The following is a 22,327-nucleotide window of genomic DNA, read 5'->3' on the forward strand; positions in this document are numbered from 1 at the left end:
TATTCGTCATGATGCAGGGACAGACCCGTGCCCTCTTTCGGAGGATAGTGCTCGCAAGCTACTGCTCTCGCATCACACTGAGCAGCACCAAATTGACGCTCTGACGGGCAAAGTCCACTCCACTGAAGGTGCTCATGCACTCCCGTAAGCCGATCGTCCATCGGGGCATCCGACGCATCGTCAGTTGCTCATCGAGGTGACGATGGCTTCTAGGCGCTCTAGTTCAAGGAGGCTGAAGCGGTAGTCGAGGTCCGACGACGGCGCGCTCTTTCGGAGCTGTTCGATGGCAGCCATGATCGTGGCTCTTTCACCTGACGATGTTGGCGATCCCCTCTTACCAGAGCAGCGGTCGACAAGCTCGGTGACTGCGGTGGCGTAGTCGAGGTCAGAATCAGTCAAAGCCAACTGGCTGACGAGTTGATCATCCATGTATTTGGGATGGATCACAGACGTCTCCAGCGCTTCTAGATGGAAATAGAAAAGCCGCAGGGGGTCAGTCTCATAGTTGCCCGAACGTGGGAGGAACCTCATGGCTAATTTCACCATGCGCTCATCGAGTGCTTGCGGTTCTGCCAGGGACATCCGTTGGGGATCCGCTTACGCGCCGTCGACCACGACCGCGCGGCGTCTATCAGTCCGGCTGACCGAGGTTGCTGCCCGATTTGCGCTTGCCGTCCCAATAAACAGCGAAAGCACCGAGTCCTACCACTACCGCTCCGAGAATGAACCACCAGACCCCGGCGGTAATGCCAACGTAAATGCCGAATACGAGAATGATCAAGGCTGCCACGCCACCTAGGGCTGCAATAACTCGTCCGCGATCACGCAGGGTCATCGAATCTCCTCCATCTCAGCACACATAATCTAATGGCCTTGGCTTGTATGAGTGACAGTATCCGACAACGGTCCGCGCCAAGCTGTGAACGGAGGGATTGTCCATCGTGCTACTTCCTTGACCGCCGGTCCCTGGCCTTGTCGACGCAATCAACGACTAGCGCCCCAACTATGACCAGAACGATCACGACTACGCCTATCTCTGTGATCAAAAGCGCAAGGTTAACCGGCATCGCGTCCGTATTGATCCGTGTGGGGTACACGAACTGATCCAAGCCTGATATGCCTCCAGACATAACAACTGAGCCTGAGCACCTATCGTCGGAACTCGAAGAGCCCACTTGGTCATCCCTGACCGGGCGGCTAAGCCGGGTGAGGGATCCCTCAGCGGGACGTCGGGGGATCCTTGAGAGGCGGTTTCTGCTCTCACGTAGAGTCGCATCGGAAGGCGAGTCGTACCGGTCGTCATCAGATCTGACTAGAAAGGCATTTTTGATGCAGAAGCTCAAGACCTGGCAGAGGGTAGGGCTTTGGTTCGTACTTGCCGTCGCGGCCTCAGTCCTACTGGGCGCACTGCTTCCACCAGAAGCCAAGGTTTTCGCTGGAGCCCCAACAGCACTATTTGTGGGCTTCGCAGTTCAACAGGGACTACATCGCTTTCACTCCACTACACAGTTCCCACCAAAAGATCCACAGTAGGAGCCTCGAGCTCAGGTCTCCTTATGTCCGCAGGAGGATCCTTCAGCGGGCTTGAGGGGGAACGAGATTGTTGAGCTTCTCCGTTCCTTGCAGGGACGTCGCGCTCATCGGATAAGGCTGAGTTGGCTTGTGCGGTACATCTCGAGCCAGGACACGGGATCTTCGCCGATGCTTTCGAGCCACGCGGTTGTTTCCTGCTCGTGCTGGGTGCTCTCCTCCGGTGTGGGCAGGAATGACATTGCCTTGAGTTGTTCGGCATATCCGAGGAGACGCTGGTATGTCGCCGTGGGAAGTACCCTATCCGGGCATCCGACCAGGGTGTCCTGCATCTGGATGTCTTCGATCATTTGTTCGGCGACGACGGTGAGGGCGTCCAGTGAGAGGTCGCGTCCTGCGAAGAACGCGTTCGTCGCGAAGCTCAGGGATGTGATGTACGCACCGGTGAGAGTGTAGGCGGCGTCGGCCTTGGCGTAGGGCGATTCGAGGGAGGCGTAATACCTGCGGATGAACAGGTCGAATTTCTCGGGTGCCTGTTTCATCGCGTTGTAGCGAAGGCGCGAACTGAGGTGCTGTGCGTTCATTTCGGACACGCGATCGAGGGCTTCATCGATTCTGCCGCCCAGTACCAGCTCTTCAAGCTGGTTCACCAGATCTCCCTGTGCGTCGAGGACGCTGAATGGTTCAAGGCTGGCGAGCTGGTTAGCGCGGTACAGTTCCAGCCATGCCGACGGGTCTTCCCTTGCGCGGCCCAGTTCTTCGATCACGGCCTGCTCATGTACCGCGCTTTCCTCGAGTGTTGGTTGAAAGCTCATGGCCCGTAGCTGCCCGGCGTATTCCTGGAAGCGTTCACGGGCTGCCGGAGAGATGACTCTGTTCGGGCTGTCGGCCGGGGGCTGGATTTCGATGTCATCAGCTATCTGGCGCACGACGTCGGTTAGCGCCTCAAGGGACAGGTCCCTGACCGCGAAGGATGCGTTGTCCAGGTGTGACAGCACATCAAGGTAAGCCCCGCGCAGATGGTGCACCAGGTCAGCCTTGGCATAGGACGAGTCGAGAGAGACGTATAGCCGGCGAATGAACAGGTCGAATTTTTCCGGCGCCTGTTCCATGGTGTCGGGCTGAAGCAGCGAGCTGATGTGTCGGGCATTCATCTCCGCGACATGGTGGATCGCCTCGTTGATTTTGTCACTGAGGACCAGCTCTTCAAGCCTGTTGATCAACGTTCGGACCTTTCATGAAACGGAGCCGCCGAAGTTGGCGGTGAGTGAAATATATCGGGCGGGATTCTCACCTCAGCCATCATCATTGGCGACATCGCCGCCATCTTCTACGCCGGCGTCGCCGTCCGGACCCGACTCACCCATCCGAAACCAGCGTCCTACTGAGGGATCCCGTAGTGGGACAGCCTGCGTCAGTCCACTATCTGATCGCCTTACGACATCCGACTCTGAGGGGCTCAAAGGTGGACAAGCGAAAGCTCAGTCGATAGTCAGGACTCGGACCGCTCGTTCGAACAGCCCTGCCGCAATACCTTCCAACGCAGATCGATGATCAGCGCTGCGGTCCTTCGGTGACGGAACGAGACGGATTACGTCGTCAGTGTTGACGCTGACAATGCCACCCCAGCTCTCTCCGTCGGAATCAAGGACCGAAGCAGAACCGTTGGACCAGCCCCACTTCTCTGACTTATGACGGCTGATGTTTGCGCTCAAGATGAAGGTTTTCACTTCACCCGTTGGCTGCCTGACCGGCGCGTGAACAATCTGTGCCAAGCTCACGACATCACGGCGCAGTTCGAACTGGGTATCGACGACCTTGTAGCTACTCATCCGGTCATTGTGCACCACACAGGATTGCAACCCTGCACGCCTGACCGCCCCGAACCGCGCCGATGAGGGATCCCTCATCGGGAATCAATCGTCGCTGTTGCTAACGGGTCAGTCATCGACGCAATTACACCGGGTCGGTCCACCATGGGATGAGTGGGTTTAGCTGCGCTGCGATGATCGCGAAAGCTTCGTCGTCGACGTCGACGTACCCGGCTCCATTGACATAAATGGCCTTGGCTTCGAAGGCTGCAGCGGCCGTTTCAATCATGGCGGACAGGGATTCGTACTCGAGGGGCTGCTCAGCCCACTCTGAGTAGAAGCGGCGTATGGATGGTTCTGTTTCGTGGGCGAGATCCAGGACATAGAAGTCCCCGCCGCCGTCCGCGAAGACAGGGAAGTAGCTTGGGTTCCACCGGGCATCGTCCTTGAAGCTGTCGTAGTCAGCGATGGCTTCGTCGAGTGAGAGTAGATATAACCCGGGGAGCAGCCACATCGATCCGAGGAGCGTGTCTGAACTTGCGTGTGTGCCGTTGTGCCATCTGTACAAGGCCTCCAGCTGAGCGCTGGTAGGCAACGCGCGCAATGCCAGTTCAGTCCTCACCAACTCAGCATCAACGCCGGGGCCTAGGAACTGAAGAGCTGACGGAGGTGTGCCGATCCGAATTGCAGCGTCAAAACGTTCAAGAGCCTGCTGTATCGGAATTTCAGTCATGCTCCACACGCTACTGGCACGGACGAACCGTAACACCAGGTCTTTCGAGCGAGTCGGTGGCCACCATGAGCGACCAAGGATCGCCTTGCGGGCACCCTATTCAGCGCCTACGGGCCCCTTCGGTCCCCGCAAATCCGCCGAGTACCTCTTCGTCGCCTACGCTCACATCATGCAAAAGCACACGCAGCCACACCGCCCTTGGGATTGGCGCGGGCAGTTGATCCAGATCGGCCTCCTTGTTCTGTTGGCTGCAGTGTCAGGCGCCGCAGCCTACGCCGCCGCAACAGTCGCAGCTCTTGCGACTACAGGAGAGACCCTCCCAGTTGATAGTGGGTGGCAAAACACGGTCACTAAAATAGTTGCCTTCGGGGTTTTGTTGATTGTGATGTTATTCGGTGCCAAGCGAATCAATTCGTACCTACGTCGCGCGCGAGGCCGACTCTTTTGAGGAAACAGGGGCGTTACCTCTCCCTGAGAGGCGCCGTCTAGTCTGAACGCATGAGTAAATGGGTGCGCGTCTTACTGGTCATCGTCGTCGCTGGAGTCGTCATCTTTGGGATCGGCGCTCTTTTGGTGACCTTCTTTGGGCATGCGTCCTACATCTACAGCATCTGCGCTTTAGGCTTTGCCTCATTCACACTCAACCTTCTGATCCCTCGGCGTCGCCGTCGTAAGAGCCGAGAACAACTTCAGGAGTAACCTCCCGGTGGAGGCTCCGCCCCGAAAGTTCCCCGACGGACACCAACTAGTGCAATCTGGTCGATGTCCGATCGGGGATCCGCTTACGTGCGGCGTGTGCTGCGTAGGGTGTACCCCGACGTAGCGGTAAGAGATTCATGACTGATAACCATGACTGCGAGGCTTAGGCTGGGCCTTTGGTCGCCTAGGATGCCGTCTGTCAGGGCAAATTAACGTATGCCCCTAGGCCCTCTGATACGTTGAAAAGCCGAACGCCGATTGCATCAAGCTCCTCTAATCCATGCAGGGTTGATTCCCACGCCGAACTTGGTCCGTCGGGCACGGACCCCTTTTTCCGCCGGTAAAGAACCGATTTATCGTCGAACATCATTTCTCCCACACTCGCGTGCAGGATTTGGTTTCGTTGCATTAAAGCTTCTTTCGCTTCCACCAGTGTTGCCGTGACGTAGGACTTATCCTCGTCGCTAAACAACTTTGATGCAGTAACCAGTTTTTTCGCAAGGTCGGCCATTGCTGACGCACTCATGTTTGCAGTCACGGTATAGCCAATATGGAAGTTGTCGGCGTTAATCAACTGTGCACATAGACGCACTAGGTTCTCTTCAACACGTGCTGCCCAGATAGCAATGCGGCCTACAGCAGCTTCTCCTTCGGCTGGCATACCGGTCCAAGTACGATGCCCCTGTACTACCGTCGCTTCTTCCTCTGCGTCCATTACTGGGAGCCTTTCCGTCGGCCGAGTTCCTAAACTTGTCATACGGCAGCGCAGCCTACGCCTGGGCCCGGCCCTCGACCATGAAACGCCGCAAGCTCAAGGTGCATAGGTCATCCCTTACCGGTTAGGTTCGGTTTCTCCAACGGTGGTGGCATCCTCTCGACGGCGTTCTGTCCAAATAACGGCCAATAGTAAGACGATCCAGGCCACAAGGACAACGCCGAGCACGATCAGCATCGTGGTGAAACCAGCAAAAACGTTCAATGGAATCGCGATGAACACCATCACTGGAGCCGCCCATACCGCCAAGCGCTGGCTCATGGTCATTCTCCGGTGGTGTTCGCCTTCCTGTGCAGTGCTGCTCATGGAGTCCTCTCGCATATTCACTCGTCAGCCTAAGGGACAAGCATTGACGCTCCGAATGCGGTGATGTACGAACTGCCCGTAAGTCGATCCTCGAGCGGGACGGCCAGCGATCCCTGTCCGGGACAGCCAGAAAGATGAAGTACAACCCGTCTATCGCGTTCCCGAAGTGCGGGCGCCGGTACAGCGATCCCTGAGGGCTATTGCCGATCCCAGCCGTGTACGCGGTCGGTCACGCCGACGAAGATGAGGAGAAGGCCGAAGAGCACCGTCCCGATGCAGAATCCGATGTAGTTCCTGATGCCGTGCGCCTTGAAGACGGTCAGAGCCCTCTTGGGGGCGGCGGGCTTCCTGAGTGTGGCACGGAACCGGTTGATCCGTGGGATCAGCAGGGCGCACAGGACCCCGACGCCGACGAAGGCTGCGCCGATGACCGCGGTGATGATCCGTTCTTCCATTTACACAGCCTGCCACCGGAAGCCGCGATCATCACACAGGGCGGCGCTGTTCCCTCCGACGGGCGTCAGCGCAGAGCGTCCTTACGCATCTGCTCGATGTCGCGGCGCACAGCGTGTAAATATGATCGCGGACGAAACCACTAAGAGTCGATCGGCGGCTTCGTATTGAGCGAGATGAGATGTCACTCTGGGCTAGGACGCTAACCGACGTCCGCTGATCGATGCTCTAGCGGGAAGGGTACTGATGGTCGAGCAGGCGTTGGCCCTGTACTTTGACCCAGAAGGGAAAGGGCCCTCAGTGCGCACCGGTGGAAGATCAACGTACGCAGCGGTAGGCGTCATCGGGACCCTTTTGACTGCAGCCTGTAATGCGCCGCTGCTGGAACATGAGTCTCTCGATGTCCTTGGTACTGCGTCGACGGCCGCCGACAGTCCGCCAAGTGAGTAGGGGATCACCTACCTCGATGCAGGATCGAGCCGCTTGCTCACTGAGACTGCAGGGCTGCGCTTTTTTGCAGGCATAGAGACGACAGAGTTGGGATCAAGCACTTGCCTGGTCGTCGTCGCTCCGGGTTATGAACAAACTACTGGCGGCTGCGGCTTCAACGCTGGTGAGAAAGAAAGTGGCTCCTACATCGCGTTCGGCATTGAGGCCAGACTCATACCTGATGGAGCCAAGGCCGAGACCTACATTGCAGATGGCTGGGACCAACCACACCCGAACCTTGTTATTCGAGCGGACTAGAGATAACAGCGGCTAGCTACTGTGGGACACCTTTCACGTACCGCAAAAGGATCCTCTTGCGGGCCATCACACGCTTATATATGCGAGCTGCCGCGACTCCTATAGCCTCCTGCGCTCATGGCCCGGACCAGGAGTTTCTACCTAAGCGCCATTGGAAGCCGTCAGCCTCGATCGTTAGAACGTTTGTACTGCCGCGGCCGAATAATCGATGACGCTGCCGAACATGACCTCCTCCTTCAAGGTAGACACGTAGAGCGCGGCAGAGCTTCGTCAACTCTTCCTCTTTGTACTCCACGTCATCGTCCTCGTCGAGGATCGCGGCTTGAACATTCAGTTCGGGGATGAAGGCGTCCATCCAGACGAGGCCAACCCTGATGATCGCTGCACGGTCCTTGTGGGCCTGGCTACTCAGCTGGACCCCACGCAACCATGTGGGGTCGGTGGAAGTGACCTGTTGGGTTACGAAACCTTCTTCGAACACATCGACGATCACACGGTCAAGCATGGCTTTGACGTCGGCAGTCATGACCTGAGTCTCTCAGGACAAAGGCGGATCATTGCAGCGTCGATTACGTGCGCCGACGCTAGAAACGAACTCTTTGTATCGCGGTGAGGGATCGCTGTGAGGGATCGCTCATCGGACATCAGTGGCAATCAGTAGCGGGGCAGAGGTCACACGTTGCAGGTGTAGGTGATGCCGTTTCGCTCGTGGACACCGCTGCCGAGTTCGGCGCACGTCTGTACGACGTTCGTGATGCCGAAGACGAAGAGGGTGATGAGGCCAACCGTGATGACGGCGCCAATGATGATGCCGGCCAGAGCGAGGTTGTTCTTCATCCCGGCTCTTTTGGACTGAACGAAGGCGATGATGCTGAGAATCAGGCCTATCAGGCTCAGCGGACCCAGAATGGAAAGGACGAACCCGGCGATTCCAAGGGACTTGCCTGGATCCACAGGCTCCTGATGCGTTGCCTGTGGAAAATGTTGGTAGTCCTGCGTCATGCCTTACCCCTGTCTATGAATGTGCTTCTTTCCGAGAGCTTAGGCCATCTCGTGAGTCCCGACGCGAGCAGGGAGTAGAGCACATCACCGCCGTTCCTAGGCTGATCCCTCACCGCCGCGTTAGTCGAAAGCGAGTATCACTAGAACTGAGCTCCGGATAGGGCGGCAATGAGCGCGAAGGCTCCAATGGCTATGGCGACGAATCCTACGAACATGATGGCTGTAGGGGTTGACCGCTGAGCCCTGGTATCCCCACCTTTGCCAAAGAACGATCGTTGAGCCTGGGCGTTCATCGCAGCTATTTTCGTGCGCATCACAATCAAAATGACACCTAGAGCAAGCGGGACGATCGAAAGGACCGCCACAACGGTGTTCTCTTTCATACGGTGACTCGCTTCTAAGAAGTAGGGAACGGTTCGGTCAAGTGGTCAGGGCGTGCGGCTTGAGAACGCTCGGCGCGCGTTGAAGCTGACGATGCCGACAACGAAGAGGGAGAAGAACGCCTTGATTGTCAGGGATGTGTTGTCGAACTGGACCCACAGGTAGGTCAGCATAGCTATCGCGATGATGGTGCTGATGATGAATAGCGTCTTCGCGATAGGGGTGTTCGCTTTCATAAACTATGTCTACCGGTATGGTGCTGTTCCACCAAACCCGTCGTCGAGGTACAGGTGGACCCTCCTCAAGAGTTCGCTAAACCGCCCGCAAGCCGGTCCCTCAGTGGGACATCCTCAAGCGGCTTGAGGGTGGAGGGACAGCTCATACGAAAGTTGGCGGGGCGATTTCCGTATGACCCGCCTGAAAAAATGCCCGGTGACGGCGCCCTAACCGGGACAGTCGCTGCACGTCCGGGATGTCTTCGCCGCCTGGATCGCAGTGCCACATACGAACGTTTCTGCTACACAAACGGTCAGTCCTCAGGTGAGACTCTGGGGCCAGTTTCTTGTAGCAATACTCAGTGCCACTATCTATGTGCCACTTCTGCCCACGTTCGATGAGTTCCGCTACATTGGAGGGCATGGGACACCTTCTGGGCTACGCGCGGGTGTCGACGACCGATCAGGACGCTGCGCTGCAGGTCGACGCGCTGAACGCCGCCGGGTGCTACCGGGTGTTCGTAGACACGATTTCGGGATCGCTCGATCAGAGGCCGGAGCTCACCAAGCTGCTTGATCAGTTGCGGCCGGGGGACACGCTCGTGGTCTGGCGCCTCGACCGGCTCGGTCGTTCTATCCGCCACCTCATCGACCAGCTCACCGCACTGCAGGACAAGGGGATCGGGTTCAAGTCCCTGCAGGAGACGATCGACACGACGTCGCCCGGTGGCCGCTTGGTCTTCCATGTTTTCGCCGCTCTCGCCGAGTTCGAGCGGGACCTCATCAGGGAGCGCACGAACGCCGGCCTCGTGGCAGCCCGTGCTCGAGGTCGCACTGGTGGGCGCCCACCGCGGCTTAGCCCTCAGCAGACCTCGGCCGCGAGGCGCTTGTATGAGCAGCAGGACATGACAGTTGAACAGATTGGCCAGGTCCTCGGTGTCAGCAGGACTACCATTTACCGAACACTCAAGCGTGATCAGGTGACTCCCGTAAAGGGACGAAAGCCGAGAGTGAAGCCACCGGCGAGACAGGCCACGGTCGATGTAATCGAGACCAGACTCGCACCAAAGGACTCTCGATGATCAGGAAAACCCGATGATCAGACTTATTCGCTGGTTGCTCACCGCGAGCATTCGCTACAGCTACCGGTTCGTCTGTGCCATCTTCAGGTTGCCGCTGCTGCTGCTCCCCATCCCACCGCGCGTCCGTAACCAGGTGGCCGGCGCCCTGGCGATCGCGCTCTGGTTCCTCGGCCTGTACGTTCTGGTCGTTGCGGCCGCCGCGCCGTGGTGGGGTCAGCTGATGGTTGCTGCTGCTGCGGCGCTCATCATCGCGGGTGTTGTGGGGATGGAGGGTCGCCGGTCGATGGTGCTCCAGCCGGCGCGGGTCCGATGACGTACCGGCGGGGGTAGCCGCGATGAGGCAGCGCAGGGGAGAGGCTGACCGGTTCTGGGAGAAAGTCATCAAGGGCCCACGGCCGCATGACTGCTGGATCTGGACCGGCGCCGTCGCCGACGACGGCTACGGACGATTCTGGGTCACAAGGGACGGCGGGCAACGCGCCCTGCGGCCGCAACGCTACGCCTACGAACACCTCACCGGAGAGACCCTGCACCCTGGCATCGCGCTCCTGCACGTCTGCGACGTCCCACTGTGCGTCCACGCCAGCGCCGGGGGAGACACCCACCTGCTTCCCGGCACACAAGCTCTCAACATGCTCGACCGGTCACAGAAGGGCCGGCACGCCAACGCCTCGACCTTCCGGTGGCGCAGAGTCGGCCGCGCCCAATTCCGCACCCACTCCGTCCAGCTGCGCGCAGCCCTCCTCGAGCACGGATGGAACGAGACGGTCATTCGGCCCCTGCTCACCGGCAATGACTCTGAAGCGCCAACCCTTTTCTGACGCATCAGGCACTGACCCCCGCCAGACTCGTGATCATGGTCAAGAAGGCGGACTTCTATCAGGCCCTTGAATGGGAGCCGACTTCCTACAGCTCAACATCACGAATGCGAATGGTTTGGTGGCGTCCACTGCTTCGGGACGGAGACGCTGCTGCGGCCCTACAGCGGGTAGCGGACTCCGGGCGCACGTGAGGGTGTCTGGAGACAGGTGTGGTGTGGCAGCCTATTTGCGGTGGGTGAGTAGGTCCTGCACGGCTTCCCTCAGCAGTAGATACTCGAGTTCCGGTATCGGTACGAGCGCGTACAGGTACGCCTCGATGTCGATCTCATCTAGCTGCCCGCCGAGGCCAAAGTAGTACACCCAAAGATCAGAAGGGCGCACGTCCTGATTCTGGAGTGCCTGCAGCATGTCCTTGTTGTGGTCCTCGGAAGCTCGGCTCTGATGATCAAGGGGCGCACGATGCTCAACGGCGCCAATTTCACCGAGATGCTCACCGTGATTCACCGGGGAAAACGGGTATAAGTGCGGTTATGACTGATAACTCCAGGACGGACGCCCATTCCAAGAACGACGCTGACCGTGAGTTTGCGGCACGAGCGATCGTCGAGGCGCGCAAGTCTCCTGGAAACACTCGAGTCGGCGCTGTCATAGCCCGTGAGGGAACGCTCTTGGTCTCTGGGCATAAGGACGAAGTGCTCAAGCTCCACGCAGAGCAGGTGGCCCTTCAGAAGGCCGACGAAGCCGGGATTGATGTTCGCGGGGCTTCGCTCTACGTGACGCTGGAGCCTTGTGCGAACCACCGGACCAATCGGGTGTCCTGCGCCGAGCTTCTTATCGACGCGGGCATCAGCATCGTCCATATCGGGGAGTACGATCCCAATCCCCAGATCAATCGACTCGGCTGGAAGCACCTGCGCGACCACGACGTCCGGCTCCGAGACTTCCCTGCCGATCTCCGCGCCCAGGCACACGAGGCTGGCGTGAACTTCACGAAGGTGTTTACTGAAGGGTTCGGCATGAGCTGGGGTGCGAAGTTCGACTTCATGTCGAACGGTGGTCGCTTCACTATCAGCGCCGACGAGGAGCCTGACGCCCCATCCTGGGTGACTAAGTGGGACAACGCTGGTCCTTCCTCAATCCACTTTTATGGAGGCGTGCCTGGTGTCGTCGCTTTGGCGCGGTATGCGAAGGAATTTGATGAGATCGACGACCCCAACGCGCTCGACTACGGAAGCCACAACGTCACGATAGATGTGGGGTCCATTGCTGTGATGCGCAACGACCATGGGCATGTTCTGTGCAAGGTGGTTGCAATCGAACCCACAGCCCCCTGGGGTACGACCGCGCACTCCTCCGTCAAGATTCGCTGGGAGATACGCCTGGCCGATCAAGCGTAGCCTCCTTGCGTTTTACCCACACAGGAGCCCGGTCTCTGAATCGCAGCGGTAAATCGCGCGATTCTGCTAGCGCTATACGGCCGCCTGCTCAGTTCCGCATGGCCATCCCTTACCGAGCGGTTTGTGACGATAAAATCCGAATTCCGCTGTGAGACGGCGCCCGCTATCTCTCTGTCCGGAACAAATTCACCCTCAATTGAGTTCCCGATTTCTTTGACGTTGAAACAGTGACGCCTTCGAGACGCTTCAGAAGCTGAAGATGCAAATGGTCGTCGGGTACAAGCACGGGGCTATGGCCCAGGTCAGCGAGCCTCGCATACGGGTCCCCCATCTTTCGTAGTAGTTCACGCAATTTATCGACTGCTATGTCGGGTTCGCGAACGATAAATTGAATGGTTTCCATTGGGTCGACGCCGCGGGCCACGAGTGCTTCGATCCGCGGTACGCGGACCTGCCATCTCCGCGCGTTGAGCGCGCGTGCGATCTCTTCGGCTTGTTGCCTCGTGCCCTGAGCGAGGTAGTCCGTGAGGTCGTCGACCACGGTCTTCTTGATTTCCTGCACGACCTTTTCGCTTCGTAGCATCTGTGGGATCTGCGACACCGGCAGCGTCTCGGGTGATACGAAGGACCCAAAGTTTTTTGAAGCCATGATCGCCGCTTCACGGGTTTTCCAGTCGACCATCAGGTCGCTGGCGAACGTTTCAGCATCATCGCGGACGAGGTTCTCCTCGATGAGTCGGCAAGCGAATTCCCCAGCCTCGGACCTGATGGTATCGACGGGAAGTTCGCCGGGCTCCAGCTGTACGACCAATCCAATCCTGGTCTCAGCATCGGGAAGGACGTCCGCTGCGTTCAGGATCGCTCTTGAAACGTCCCGCCTGTCCTCAAGCGGTGAAGTGTCCTCTTCCCATTCGATTACGTCGTGTTTGGTCAGGAACGCAGCTAGGACGTCATCTACCCGGGCATATTCTGCAATGTATGAGCGGATGTTCGTGAAGCTGGCAGGTGTGCGGTCTTCTGCAAGAATAATCGGCCATGCAGATGGCGGAACTTCGGTGAGCGCGACCACCATACAGTTTTCGCTTGATTGCGAGACCAGTCGGCGTATGTCTTCTAGATTGCCGTTCTCGCCCGCTCTGGTCACGATTTCGACGAAGTGACGAGGATCCTCAATCGTGTGCTCAGGGGCTGCCGCCTCGGCAAAGGCCATAAGGTACTCGCTAAGGTGGTCGATGGCGTGCCCGTACATGCGTTCATCTGCTTGAAAAAGAACGTCCAACGCGATGGAGTTACCGCGGGTGAGCTCGAGTAGGTTGCCTTTCGTAATTGGATAGAGGCGGCGGGCGATAACCTGTTCGCGAGCTTCATCGTTCAGCGGGTTGACGTCCCGAATTATGGCCTTGCATGTCGCAAAGGCACCAAGGGTGATTGCTGCCTGTTCCGACGATGTCGGTGACGTGACGGAGGTGAGGTCAGCGTAGTGCGCCTCGAATAGATCACGCACCTTGTCGTCGGCGACGTATCCCTCCGAATGAGGGAGGGCGCCGAGGACAGCATCGACGGCGGGAACGCGTTTTTCAGGGGGAAGTGGTGCATCGACTGCCGTGTACTGCAAGGCGGCGGTCCACCAAGGAGCCATGGCAGCGAGGAGAAGTGCAGGTTCTTCTCCTCGAGCGCAATAGGTTGCTACAAATTCAGATTCTTGTTTGGCCCAAGCCGCGAGTCCTTTCGCTATTCTGGCCGCGGCGCGGGGGCGGTTTTGGAGCAGATAGTCGACGATAGAGACATTGAGGATGCTAGCGTCGTCGAAGATCTCGGCAGAGTCATCGCTGTCCGCGCCTTGCTCGATGAGGAGTTGCTGAACCGATTCGGTATCGAGTTGAAATAAAGTGTCAGGCTCGCCAGGTTCGATGCAGCGGCGCACGTACTCGAGGGCGTCGGGTCCGAGGTGAGTGCCGTAGTAAGTGGATGTGTAGAGCGCAAAGTGCGAAGTGATAAAGCCGCGGCGTACGAGTTCTTCGATCAAAGGTGACGCAAGCTTCTCGTGGATGAGCTGATCGAAGGTCAGGGTCCCTTGAGGGTTCTGGAGGATGAACTCGGGACGGAGACGGAGCTCGGCCCAAGTATGATGGCGGAGGAACCGGATGTTTTCCTCGCAGTTCGATATCTGTTTCTCAAGCTCACTTCGTACAGGCTCGCTCCACTGATCCAGGTCGACGGTAGTCCCGAGCAGGGCTCCGAGTTGTTCTGCCGAGAAGCTCAGCCTCAGGGTGTGTCCACTAGGCGCGCGTGCCTGGAGCTGCAGGAGTTTGCCAGACGCGATGGCGAGCCAGGTTGCGCGCTGCTGAAGCATTGATTCATCGATTTCGCCGACGAAATTGAGCGTCGTCTGGCTGCCGTTCCCGGACTGCAGGCTGGCCCGAAGCGTGTCAACATGTTCGAGGAGACGTTGTGCCCAAAGGCGTGCCCGCTGATCGGCAGCGTCGTCGAGTTCGGATGCAGCGCGAAGCGTGGCAAGCCGCTCAACCTCGACATTTAGATTGGAGCGCACCAGCTCGCGCCACGACTTGTAGAGGTGATCGAGTGTGCTGTCCTTGTATCGGATTTTTTCGAAATCCCCCAGATGGGCATTCTTGAAGACGACCATCGCGAAAACAAGATCGTCAGTGATGCCGTATACACGCGAAGGCGGCTCGATGAGACGGCTGCGGTAGACCTCGAACTCGTTCCTGATATTGTGGATGAGCCGCATGTCAGCGGCGTGACGCGCTGAGATACGGATGAGCGACTGGTCTATCGAAAAGTTGTCGCTATTCATCGCGCGGCTCATCAGGTCGCGGGCGTTGTCGGCGTTTACAAATGGAACGATGGGAACAATCACGTCGAAGAACTTGGCGCGGTTAGCGACGTCGACTGCCCGTCGCCTGACATCCTCGTCTCTCTGACTTCCCACACTTTCGATCTTCTCGAAAATGCTGTCTCGGATTGCGTATACGAATACGATGCGTTTAAGGGTGCTGGAGCTATTTAGGAGCACGTTCAGGGCGCGCAGTGCGTCAAAGACCGTGATGTCTTCGAACCGATCGATGTCCTCGATCACTACGACCTTGGTCTTGCTGGCCTGGAAAAAGTAGACGATCTCGTCCAAGTACTCATCAAAGTAGGTATCGGTCGCGCTCGATAGGGTCACGCTCGTGAGGCCAGCACCCACGGAGGCGCTCATGGCTGGACCACCGGCAATCAGTCTTCGGATAAACCATGCCGCGCAGATGATCCCGCCGGTAACTACGCCGTAAGCAAGAATGCGTCGACCCCACGGCTCGGGTACAACAGACTCAATTAGTGGCTGGAGCAACCCAAGCAAAAGAGCGCCAGTGACGATCAGCACGCCGACTATGGAAGAGACAATCCAATCCCGCTTCGTCTGTGGTGCACTAGCGCGGCGGAACCTGGACTTGGGCGTTTTGTGCGCAGGTAGCCGGTAGAGGAGTTGCTTGACAATCTCTTTCTGGATGAGATTGGTCTGGGCTTTTTCATCCTCCCGTCCGCCATCGCCATCCCCCTTGTGCTGTGGTGGAGCGATGGTGGACAACGATATCTCTATGACGTCACCGCCACGCTCTCGGCCGAGTTGCTCAAGGACGCTACTCTTCCCTGTGCCATACGCTCCCGTGAGTGCGACGTTGCGCACCCCCTCGGCATCGATAGCCCTCGTGAGCAGGTCGTAGTAGACACGATGGCTTGCCTCGTCGAATTTGGGGGTAAGGCTGGCGAGCATAACGTCCCTACCAGCGGACTCGTTCTCAGCCACGTCGATCCAGTTCATTGGAATTCCTGGCTCGAGATCCTCGATACTTTGAACCACGTGCGTGCACACCCTCGTTTAGTGGGTTCGTGACCCGATTGGACGTATTCAAATGCTATCGGTCACTAGCGACGTCTCTTTTTCGTCCACGGGACCTCTCACGGTTTCAATCAGGTTCCCGACGTCCCAACAACACAGATGAGCGCCCGTTCGCCGGTCGACCTGCGTCCGTGCAGACGACCTCGGGAACCGACAGCAGTGCAGGCCGCGATTGGCCGAGCAGTGGACGTTCACCCTGCACGATAAAGATGGACGCACAAGTGCCCCCTATTCGTACATCTTGTTGGCGCAGGGCGCACAGCCCTTCTCGAGCACGGGTGGAACGAGCCAATCATCCGCCCCCTGCTCACCGGTATCGACTCCGAAGCACCAACGCTTTTCTGACGATGGGAGGGCGGCCTGCTCACCGCGGACGGCATCAGCTGGGCAATCACCGGCATGTGGCAGCCCGGCCTGCAGACCCTGACCACCGCGACCGGTTCCGGCTGAGACGCCCGGATCAGCTGCCCGAACTGGGGGTGGCGGTGGCTACAGTTGCGCAGGTGAGCCTGATACCGCACCCCGCCCAGCTGGCTCACCGTGTCCGCCGCGCGTTTCGGGCCCGGGTCTCCGGTGACCCCACCGGGGCACCGGACTGGGTGCGCGAGATCGCCCTGGTAGGGGAGGGACCGGGCTGGTTCGAGCCCGACGGCGTCGTCTGGCGGGTCCACGGCGACCTCTCCACCCTCGTCGGTGGGGTTGCGGCCCTCCTCGGGCAGGGCGCACACCCGCTCGCGATGGCCGGGGTCGCACGGCACTCCACCTACCGCAGCGACCCCTGGGCCCGCCTCGCCGGGACCGCACGCTGGCTCACTGTGAGCACCTTCGGCTCGGCGGAGCTCGCCGAGCGGGAGACGGCGCGGGTCCGCGGTATGCACGGGCGGGTCCGCGGCACCATCGACGACGGTCGCGCCTACTCCGCATCAGACCCCGCCCTGCTCCGCTGGGTGCACCTGGCCTTCACCGACGCCTTCCTCGGCGCCCACGAGGCCGTCGGCCGCGACCTGGCCCCGCGGTTCGGCCGCGACTGGGCCGACACCTACGTCGCCGACTGGTCCCGCAGCGCGCGGGCGCTCGGGGCCGAGGACCTCCCGGTCAACCGACGGGAACTCGCCGAGGCCCTGCGCGCGCTGGAGCCCGACCTCGAACCCGTCCCCGCCGAGCTCCTCACCTTTCTCTCAGCACCGGACGGGTTGAACCGGGCCGAGCGGATCTTCTACAAGGGCCTGGCCGTCGCCGGGGCGCTGGTGCTCTCCCCGTCGGTGGCCCCCCTCGCCGGCGTACCCGGCCGCGGTGACCGCTCGCCCGCGGACCGCCTCCGCTTGCAGCGCACCCGCATACAGTTGCGGGCCTTCCAGCTGGCCCTCGGGCCGCACAGCCCCTCCGAGGACGCGGCGCGCTACCGGGTCGGCCTCGCCGGCCCGCCGGACTGGCTCCACTGAACCTCGGCCATACCCGGACCGCCTTCAGCAGGGCTTCCTCACCGGCATCCTAGCGGCGGCGCAGTCGGTACCGGGACGCCGTAGCGGAAGACGCGCACTCGGGTGCGGAGCCGCAGGTTACCGGTCGGCACCTTCACGTCCGTGTCGGCGGCGCAGTCTACGATCGGTACCTTGGGCCGTTGCGGCCATCGGGAGGGAAGGATGCGCGAGGTCATGGACGAGTTCGGTGCATCCGGTAGGGCCCTCGGCCGGCCGGCTCCAGCTGCTGCCCGCGCAGACTTGATGCCATCGGGCTTCGCGTCCCCGGCCCAGGACTGGTTCGAGGACCGGATCGACCTGAACCGGCACCTCATCAAGGACATCACCAGCACCTACATCGTGCGTGTGTCCGGGCACGCCATGGACGGGGCGGGAATCTCCGATGGTGACGAACTGATCGTCGACCGGGCCCTGCACCCCAGGGACGGGTCCGTGGTCGTCGCCGTCCTCGACGGCGAACTCATCGTCCGTCGACTCCGCATCACCGACCCCGAGACCAGTCCCACCACCAAGTCCAACAGCATGGATCCTGGTGACGGTACGGCTGCCGGCGTCGCGCTGGTCGCGGCGAGTTCCGCCTACCCACCCATCCCCGTGCCGGACCCCGATGGCCTGGTCATCTGGGGTGTGGCCACCCGGTGCCTCCACCGTGTGTGATCCTGAACCTTCCCCGCTTGGTCGGGGTCCGGTCGCCGGTCCGGTCACCTCCGGTGTCGCCCTGGTCGACGTCAACAATTTCTACGTCTCCTCCGAGCGGGCCTTCGACCCGTCGCTGGAAGGGCGCCCCCTGGTGGTCCTGTCGAACAACGACGGCTGCGTGATCACCCGCAGCGCCGAGGCGAAGGTACTCGGGATCCCGATGGGCGCTCCCTGGTTCCAGATCGCCGGACAGGCGAAGAACTGGGGGTTGCAGGTCCGCTCGAGCAATTACGAGCTGTACGGGGATATGAGTGCCCGCGTCATGGAAGTCCTCGGCCGCCACACCACCGACCTCGAGATCTACAGCATCGACGAAGCGTTCCTCACCCTCCATGGCACCCACAGGGCACAGCAGGCCACGGGCAGGACCATCAAGGCCACCGTCCGGCGCAACACCGGGCTCCCCGTGTGCGTGGGCATCGCCCCGACGAAGACCCTGGCGAAACTCGCCAATCGGTGGGCCAAGGGCAATCCCCACTTCGACGGGGTCTGCCACTGGGACCTCGTCCCGCAGGATCAGCGGCGCGCCCTGCTGCGCAGGTTGAAAGTCACCGACGTCTGGGGCGTCGGCACCAGGAACGCCGCACGCCTGAACGCCATCGGCATCGACACCGCCTGGGACCTTGCCGCCGCGGACCCGGTACTGATCCGGAAACGGTTCTCCGTGGTCCTCATGCGCACCGTCCTCGAACTGCAGGGCACGCCCTGCATCACTTCCAGCGAGTCCACCGGCAACGAACAGGTTCTCTTCTCCCGCTCCTTCGCCACCCCTGTCACCACCCTGGGCGCGATGCAGCAGGCGTTGAGCGTCTACGCCCAGGGCGCCGCGTCACGCCTTACCCGCAAGAACCTCCAGGGGAGGGTGCTCACCGCGTTCGCCGGAACCTCACCGTTCAGTACCGGCACCAGAAGCGCGCCGAGTATCTGCATCCCGCTCCCGGCCCATACCGCGAACCCCCTGGAACTCACCCGTGCCGCGCACCGGCTCCTGCCGCTCATCGACGAAGGAGTGTCCTACATCCGGGCCGGAGTCATCATCACCGACCTCCAACCCGCCGGGACACAGGACACCCTCCTGACGCTCGACCAGGATCCCGGGGCCGGCGCCGGTCCGACCCCGGGGAAGGACACGGGCCCACTCCTGCACCAGATCGGCCAGAGATTCGGGCGCTCGGCGATCGGCCTCGGCCACGCGGGCCTGAAAGCAGGCTCGGACTGGACCATGAAACGCGACATGCTCTCACCCCACTACACCACCAAGTGGGCGGACCTGCCCGTCGTCAAAGCGCAGTAGGACCATCCAGGACCCTGAGCATCCCGCTCCGGGCCGGACGGGCAGGGCCAGTCAGGAGTGGATGCCCTCGCGGGAGGCCGCGAGGGCCCGTCACTAGCCCTTGGTACGGGACTTCGCCGCCTTCTGCGCCTTCTTCTGCCTGGCTTCACGGGCGAGGAGTGTCTTCTCGTCGATCGGCGCGTCACCGCTGGCGCGGCGGCGGCGCGTGTACTCGGCGGCCTCCTCCTGGCGCTCCTGCTCCGCTCCGCTCGCGATGGCCGAGCGCAGGTGTTCGGGCCCGTACCCGAACGACTCCACCAGGTCGAGGGCGTGCGGCCGGATCCTGGTCAGCAGCCGGTTGATGTACCGGTCCAGTGTCCGCGCGCGCTGGGAGGACAGGCGGCCGTTCATGAGGAACCACGCGAGGTCCTTCTCGATGAGGCACAGACCGAACAGGTCCCGGAGCCGGGTGAGGACCTCGCGTGTTCCCGGGTCCTCGATCTTCTTGAGGCCTCGGGTGAACGCTTCCCACTGGAGCAGCTCGGCGTGTGCGTGGGCCACCTCGATGAGCTCGTTCTGGTGCTCGTTGAAGAGGGCGGCGGACTTCTCCTGCGACATCCCCTTCGCACCGCGCAGCACGGCGGCGACGTCCGCCACACGTGACTGCACCCGGTCCGACAGCAACTCGCGCTGCGTGTCCTCGTCCCGCAGCGCCTTGGCGGACTTCTTGCCGGAGCCGGAGTCCGCCACCGTCTGCGCGACGCGGCGGAGACCGGAGCGGTGCAGGGTCTTGCCCGCCGCCTGCGACACGGCGTAGCGGGCCAGGACGCCGAAGTCGACACCCTTGAACTCCTTGGCGTAGTCCGTCAGGAGGCGCTTCGCGACGAGCTGCAGCAGCACGGTGTTGTCGCCCTCGAAGGTGACGTAGACGTCGAGGTCGGCGCGCAGCGATGCGAAGCGGTTCTCGATCAGGAAGCCCTGGCCGCCCGTCGCCTCGCGGCACTCCTGCAGGGTGTCGAGGGCCAGCCAGGTGCTGAGCGGCTTGAGGGCCGCGGCGAGTGTCTCGAGGTCCTGCCGGTCCTCGTCGGTGTCGTTCCTGCCGGAGAAGACGTCGTCGAACTTCTCGAGGAGTTCCTCGTGGGCGAACGACGCCGCGTAGGTCGCCGCGAGGCGCGGCAGGAGCCGGCGCTGGTGCCGCTGGTAGTCCATCAGCACCTCCTCCCTGAGCTCGGCGGACGCGTTGAACTGCCGGCGCTGCGTCGAGTAGGTGATGGCGGCGGTCAGGGCGAGCTTGCTGGCGGCCACGGCGGCGCCGTCGAGCGAGACGCGTCCCTGGACGAGGGTGCCGAGCATCGTGAAGAAGCGGCGGCCGGGGGACGCGATGGGTGAGGTGTAGCTGCCGTCCTCGGCGACGTCGCCGTAGCGGTTCAGCAGGTTGGTCCGCGGTACCCGGACACCGGTGAAGTGCAGGCGGCCGTTGTCGATGCCGTTGAGTCCGCCCTTGATGCCGTCGTCCTCCCCGCCGATCCCGGGCCGGAAGGTGCCGTCGGCGTCGCGCAGGTCCACGTAGAACCCGTGCACGCCGTGGTTCACGCCGCTGGTGATGAGCTGCGCGAAGACGACGGCGGCGCGCCCGTCGATGGCTCCGTTGCCGATGTAGTCCTTCCAGGCCGCGCGGAAGGGGGTGTCGATGACGAACTCGTCCGTGGCCGGGTCGAAGGTCGCGGTGGTGGCGATGCTCGCCACGTCGCTGCCGTGGCCTGTCTCGGTCATCGCGAAGCAGCCCGGGATGTCCATGTTCATGATCCCCGGCAGCCACGCCTCGTGGTGCCTCTCCGTGCCGAGGTGCATCACCGCCGAGCCGAACAGGCCCCACTGCACGCCGGCCTTGATCTGGAGCGAGGGGTCGCCGACCACGAGCTCCTCGAAGCCCGCGACGTTGCCCCCGTGGTCGTCGTCCCCGCCGAAGGCCTCGGGGAAGGCCCGGTGCACGGCCTTCTGCTCCACGAGGTAGTGGAGCTGGTCGAGGCAGCGCCGCCGGTGGTCGTGATGGGTCAGCCCCTCCACCTTGTGTACCTCCGGTCGTCCGGCGAGCTCCCGTGCGATCCGCCGTACGTGCGCCCACTTGCCGAGGAGCAGCTCCCCGAGTTCGGCCGTGTCGATTGTGGCCTGCTCGTCGTCCCTGATGTCGGCCGTCGCAGGAAGCTGCTGCGGCCGGGAGATGGTCTGGGTCATGGCGTGTCCTTCGCTGGTCGGCGGGTATGGGGGGAGCGTGGGGTCGACGGCGGAACGAGCGCTTCGTAGCGGCTGATGCCGTCGAAGAGCCAGCCCGTGATGTGGTGGGCCATCTGCTCCTCGGTCGGCTTGTGGGGTCCGTCCGGGGTGGAGAGCCAGTGCTCACCGGCGGCGCGGACCATGCCGATCGCGGCCGTCGGCCAGTAGCCCGGTGCGGCGTCGTCGGGCCCGGCGGGACGGTCGGGGGAGAGCAGGTAGGCGCGCATGGGCCGCGAGATCATCTCGGTGATCGCGGCGAGGAAGTGCGCGAGCGTGTCCTGCGCGCCGTCGTCGGCGGCCGTGGTTTCGGCGATCCCCACCCGCGTGACGAAGGCGTACACGTTGGGGGAGGTCCGGGCCATCTGCAGGTACGCGAGCACCATCGAGTGCAGACCTTCGCGGGGCGTCGATGCCGCCTTGGCGGCATCGAGCACCTTCTGCTGCATCTGGCCGATGACCACCTCCGCCATGGCGCGCTGCAGTCCTGTCTTGTCACCGAAGTAGCGGTAGTACACGGACTTGGAGGTGTCCGCCGCAGCGGCGATGTCCTCCATCGACGCGCCCGGGCCGAGCGCGTCGATCGCGCGCCTGGCGGTCTTGATGAGCTGCCGTCGCCTCTCGGCGCGATGCTCCTCCCAGCGGCTGGACCGCCCGTCGGATGGCGGGCGCGCCTCGGGCACCTCGTCGGAGGCGCTGGGGAGCACGGCGGCAGACTTCATGATACCCAGCGTATCAGGTACGCTA

At 61.5% G+C, this 22,327-nt stretch carries 25 protein-coding genes; 9 read left to right on the forward strand and 16 right to left on the reverse strand.

Annotation, left to right across the window (positions count from 1 at the left end; genetic code table 11):
* Positions 1–180: 180 nt before the first annotated feature.
* The 5 genes from AC0Z9V_RS01860 to AC0Z9V_RS01880 all read right to left on the reverse strand — a co-directional run bounded on the left by AC0Z9V_RS01860 (position 181) and on the right by AC0Z9V_RS01880 (position 4,074).
* Positions 181–582 carry a hypothetical protein gene (locus AC0Z9V_RS01860; protein WP_485140532.1) on the reverse strand — a complete coding sequence of 134 codons (402 nt, stop codon included), beginning with the start codon at positions 580–582 and terminating at the stop codon, positions 181–183.
* 49 nt (positions 583–631) lie between these two features.
* Positions 632–835 carry a hypothetical protein gene (locus AC0Z9V_RS01865; protein ID WP_459268249.1) on the reverse strand — a complete coding sequence of 68 codons (204 nt, stop codon included), beginning with the start codon at positions 833–835 and terminating at the stop codon, positions 632–634.
* An 802-nt stretch (positions 836–1,637) separates the two neighbouring features.
* On the reverse strand, positions 1,638–2,753 hold the full coding sequence (locus tag AC0Z9V_RS01870) for a hypothetical protein (protein WP_485140533.1): 1,116 nt from the start codon (positions 2,751–2,753) through the stop codon (positions 1,638–1,640).
* 258 nt (positions 2,754–3,011) lie between these two features.
* Positions 3,012–3,362, reverse strand: coding sequence for a hypothetical protein (locus tag AC0Z9V_RS01875; RefSeq protein ID WP_485140534.1), 351 nt, complete (start codon positions 3,360–3,362; stop codon positions 3,012–3,014).
* A 124-nt stretch (positions 3,363–3,486) separates the two neighbouring features.
* Positions 3,487–4,074, reverse strand: a complete 588-nt coding sequence (locus AC0Z9V_RS01880; RefSeq protein ID WP_485140535.1) for an SMI1/KNR4 family protein — start codon at positions 4,072–4,074, stop codon at positions 3,487–3,489.
* Between the two features lie 498 nt (positions 4,075–4,572).
* Between AC0Z9V_RS01880 and AC0Z9V_RS01885 the strand changes: the two genes are divergently transcribed.
* Positions 4,573–4,773, forward strand: coding sequence for a hypothetical protein (locus tag AC0Z9V_RS01885; protein WP_485140536.1), 201 nt, complete (start codon positions 4,573–4,575; stop codon positions 4,771–4,773).
* A 199-nt stretch (positions 4,774–4,972) separates the two neighbouring features.
* Here AC0Z9V_RS01885 and AC0Z9V_RS01890 read toward each other — a convergent pair whose 3' ends face one another.
* The 3 genes from AC0Z9V_RS01890 to AC0Z9V_RS01900 all read right to left on the reverse strand — a co-directional run bounded on the left by AC0Z9V_RS01890 (position 4,973) and on the right by AC0Z9V_RS01900 (position 6,309).
* Positions 4,973–5,488, reverse strand: a complete 516-nt coding sequence (locus AC0Z9V_RS01890; RefSeq protein ID WP_485140537.1) for a hypothetical protein — start codon at positions 5,486–5,488, stop codon at positions 4,973–4,975.
* A gap of 117 nt (positions 5,489–5,605) precedes the next feature.
* Entirely contained in the window at positions 5,606–5,854 is a 249-nt protein-coding gene (locus AC0Z9V_RS01895; protein ID WP_133082109.1) for a hypothetical protein, read from the reverse strand.
* A gap of 197 nt (positions 5,855–6,051) precedes the next feature.
* Complete coding sequence (locus AC0Z9V_RS01900; protein ID WP_133082110.1) at positions 6,052–6,309, reverse strand: hypothetical protein; 258 nt, start codon at positions 6,307–6,309, stop codon at positions 6,052–6,054.
* A 481-nt stretch (positions 6,310–6,790) separates the two neighbouring features.
* Here AC0Z9V_RS01900 and AC0Z9V_RS01905 point away from each other — a divergent pair, with 481 nt between their 5' ends.
* Positions 6,791–7,054, forward strand: a complete 264-nt coding sequence (locus AC0Z9V_RS01905; protein ID WP_485140538.1) for a hypothetical protein — start codon at positions 6,791–6,793, stop codon at positions 7,052–7,054.
* 115 nt (positions 7,055–7,169) lie between these two features.
* Here the strand turns inward: AC0Z9V_RS01905 and AC0Z9V_RS01910 are convergent, their stop codons facing one another.
* The 4 genes from AC0Z9V_RS01910 to AC0Z9V_RS01925 all read right to left on the reverse strand — a co-directional run bounded on the left by AC0Z9V_RS01910 (position 7,170) and on the right by AC0Z9V_RS01925 (position 8,673).
* The gene (locus tag AC0Z9V_RS01910) at positions 7,170–7,580 is read right to left on the reverse strand and encodes a hypothetical protein (protein ID WP_485140539.1); all 411 of its coding nucleotides are present in this window, start codon (positions 7,578–7,580) and stop codon (positions 7,170–7,172) included.
* Between the two features lie 146 nt (positions 7,581–7,726).
* On the reverse strand, positions 7,727–8,056 hold the full coding sequence (locus AC0Z9V_RS01915) for a DUF4190 domain-containing protein (RefSeq protein ID WP_485140540.1): 330 nt from the start codon (positions 8,054–8,056) through the stop codon (positions 7,727–7,729).
* Positions 8,057–8,196: 140 nt separating this feature from the next.
* Positions 8,197–8,439 (reverse strand): hypothetical protein, encoded by a 243-nt coding sequence (locus AC0Z9V_RS01920; RefSeq protein ID WP_133082122.1) that lies wholly within the window; start codon positions 8,437–8,439, stop codon positions 8,197–8,199.
* A gap of 45 nt (positions 8,440–8,484) precedes the next feature.
* Positions 8,485–8,673 carry a hypothetical protein gene (locus tag AC0Z9V_RS01925; RefSeq protein WP_133082123.1) on the reverse strand — a complete coding sequence of 63 codons (189 nt, stop codon included), beginning with the start codon at positions 8,671–8,673 and terminating at the stop codon, positions 8,485–8,487.
* Between the two features lie 401 nt (positions 8,674–9,074).
* Between AC0Z9V_RS01925 and AC0Z9V_RS01930 the strand changes: the two genes are divergently transcribed.
* The 3 genes from AC0Z9V_RS01930 to AC0Z9V_RS01940 are packed head-to-tail and all read left to right on the forward strand — an operon-like array spanning position 9,075 to position 10,555.
* A complete protein-coding gene (locus AC0Z9V_RS01930) occupies positions 9,075–9,734 on the forward strand; it encodes a recombinase family protein (RefSeq protein WP_485140541.1) in 660 nt (219 codons plus the stop codon).
* A 13-nt stretch (positions 9,735–9,747) separates the two neighbouring features.
* Positions 9,748–10,047 (forward strand): hypothetical protein, encoded by a 300-nt coding sequence (locus tag AC0Z9V_RS01935; protein ID WP_485140542.1) that lies wholly within the window; start codon positions 9,748–9,750, stop codon positions 10,045–10,047.
* 22 nt (positions 10,048–10,069) lie between these two features.
* Positions 10,070–10,555 (forward strand): hypothetical protein, encoded by a 486-nt coding sequence (locus AC0Z9V_RS01940; protein ID WP_485140543.1) that lies wholly within the window; start codon positions 10,070–10,072, stop codon positions 10,553–10,555.
* Between the two features lie 222 nt (positions 10,556–10,777).
* Here AC0Z9V_RS01940 and AC0Z9V_RS01945 read toward each other — a convergent pair whose 3' ends face one another.
* On the reverse strand, positions 10,778–10,963 hold the full coding sequence (locus AC0Z9V_RS01945; RefSeq protein WP_485140544.1) for a hypothetical protein: 186 nt from the start codon (positions 10,961–10,963) through the stop codon (positions 10,778–10,780).
* Positions 10,964–11,085: 122 nt separating this feature from the next.
* Between AC0Z9V_RS01945 and AC0Z9V_RS01950 the strand changes: the two genes are divergently transcribed.
* On the forward strand, positions 11,086–11,952 hold the full coding sequence (locus tag AC0Z9V_RS01950) for a deaminase (protein ID WP_485140545.1): 867 nt from the start codon (positions 11,086–11,088) through the stop codon (positions 11,950–11,952).
* A 163-nt stretch (positions 11,953–12,115) separates the two neighbouring features.
* On the opposite strand, the gene AC0Z9V_RS01955 is transcribed toward AC0Z9V_RS01950, so the two are convergent.
* Positions 12,116–15,778, reverse strand: a complete 3,663-nt coding sequence (locus AC0Z9V_RS01955) for a YobI family P-loop NTPase (RefSeq protein WP_485140546.1) — start codon at positions 15,776–15,778, stop codon at positions 12,116–12,118.
* Between the two features lie 581 nt (positions 15,779–16,359).
* Here AC0Z9V_RS01955 and AC0Z9V_RS01960 point away from each other — a divergent pair.
* From AC0Z9V_RS01960 to AC0Z9V_RS01970, 3 genes are all read left to right on the forward strand, one after another.
* Positions 16,360–17,298 carry an oxygenase MpaB family protein gene (locus tag AC0Z9V_RS01960; RefSeq protein WP_485140547.1) on the forward strand — a complete coding sequence of 313 codons (939 nt, stop codon included), beginning with the start codon at positions 16,360–16,362 and terminating at the stop codon, positions 17,296–17,298.
* A gap of 282 nt (positions 17,299–17,580) precedes the next feature.
* Positions 17,581–17,994, forward strand: coding sequence for a LexA family protein (locus tag AC0Z9V_RS01965; RefSeq protein ID WP_485141261.1), 414 nt, complete (start codon positions 17,581–17,583; stop codon positions 17,992–17,994).
* Positions 17,995–18,055: 61 nt separating this feature from the next.
* Positions 18,056–19,330, forward strand: a complete 1,275-nt coding sequence (locus AC0Z9V_RS01970; protein ID WP_485141262.1) for a Y-family DNA polymerase — start codon at positions 18,056–18,058, stop codon at positions 19,328–19,330.
* 93 nt (positions 19,331–19,423) lie between these two features.
* On the opposite strand, the gene AC0Z9V_RS01975 is transcribed toward AC0Z9V_RS01970, so the two are convergent.
* Positions 19,424–21,544 carry an acyl-CoA dehydrogenase family protein gene (locus AC0Z9V_RS01975; RefSeq protein WP_485140548.1) on the reverse strand — a complete coding sequence of 707 codons (2,121 nt, stop codon included), beginning with the start codon at positions 21,542–21,544 and terminating at the stop codon, positions 19,424–19,426.
* The gene (locus AC0Z9V_RS01980; protein ID WP_485140549.1) at positions 21,541–22,302 is read right to left on the reverse strand and encodes a TetR/AcrR family transcriptional regulator; all 762 of its coding nucleotides are present in this window, start codon (positions 22,300–22,302) and stop codon (positions 21,541–21,543) included. Before AC0Z9V_RS01980 ends, AC0Z9V_RS01975 begins: the two co-directional genes overlap by 4 nt.
* Between the last annotated feature and the right edge of the window lie 25 nt (positions 22,303–22,327).

The sequence above is a fragment of the Arthrobacter sp. UYP4 genome (assembly GCF_057291175.1).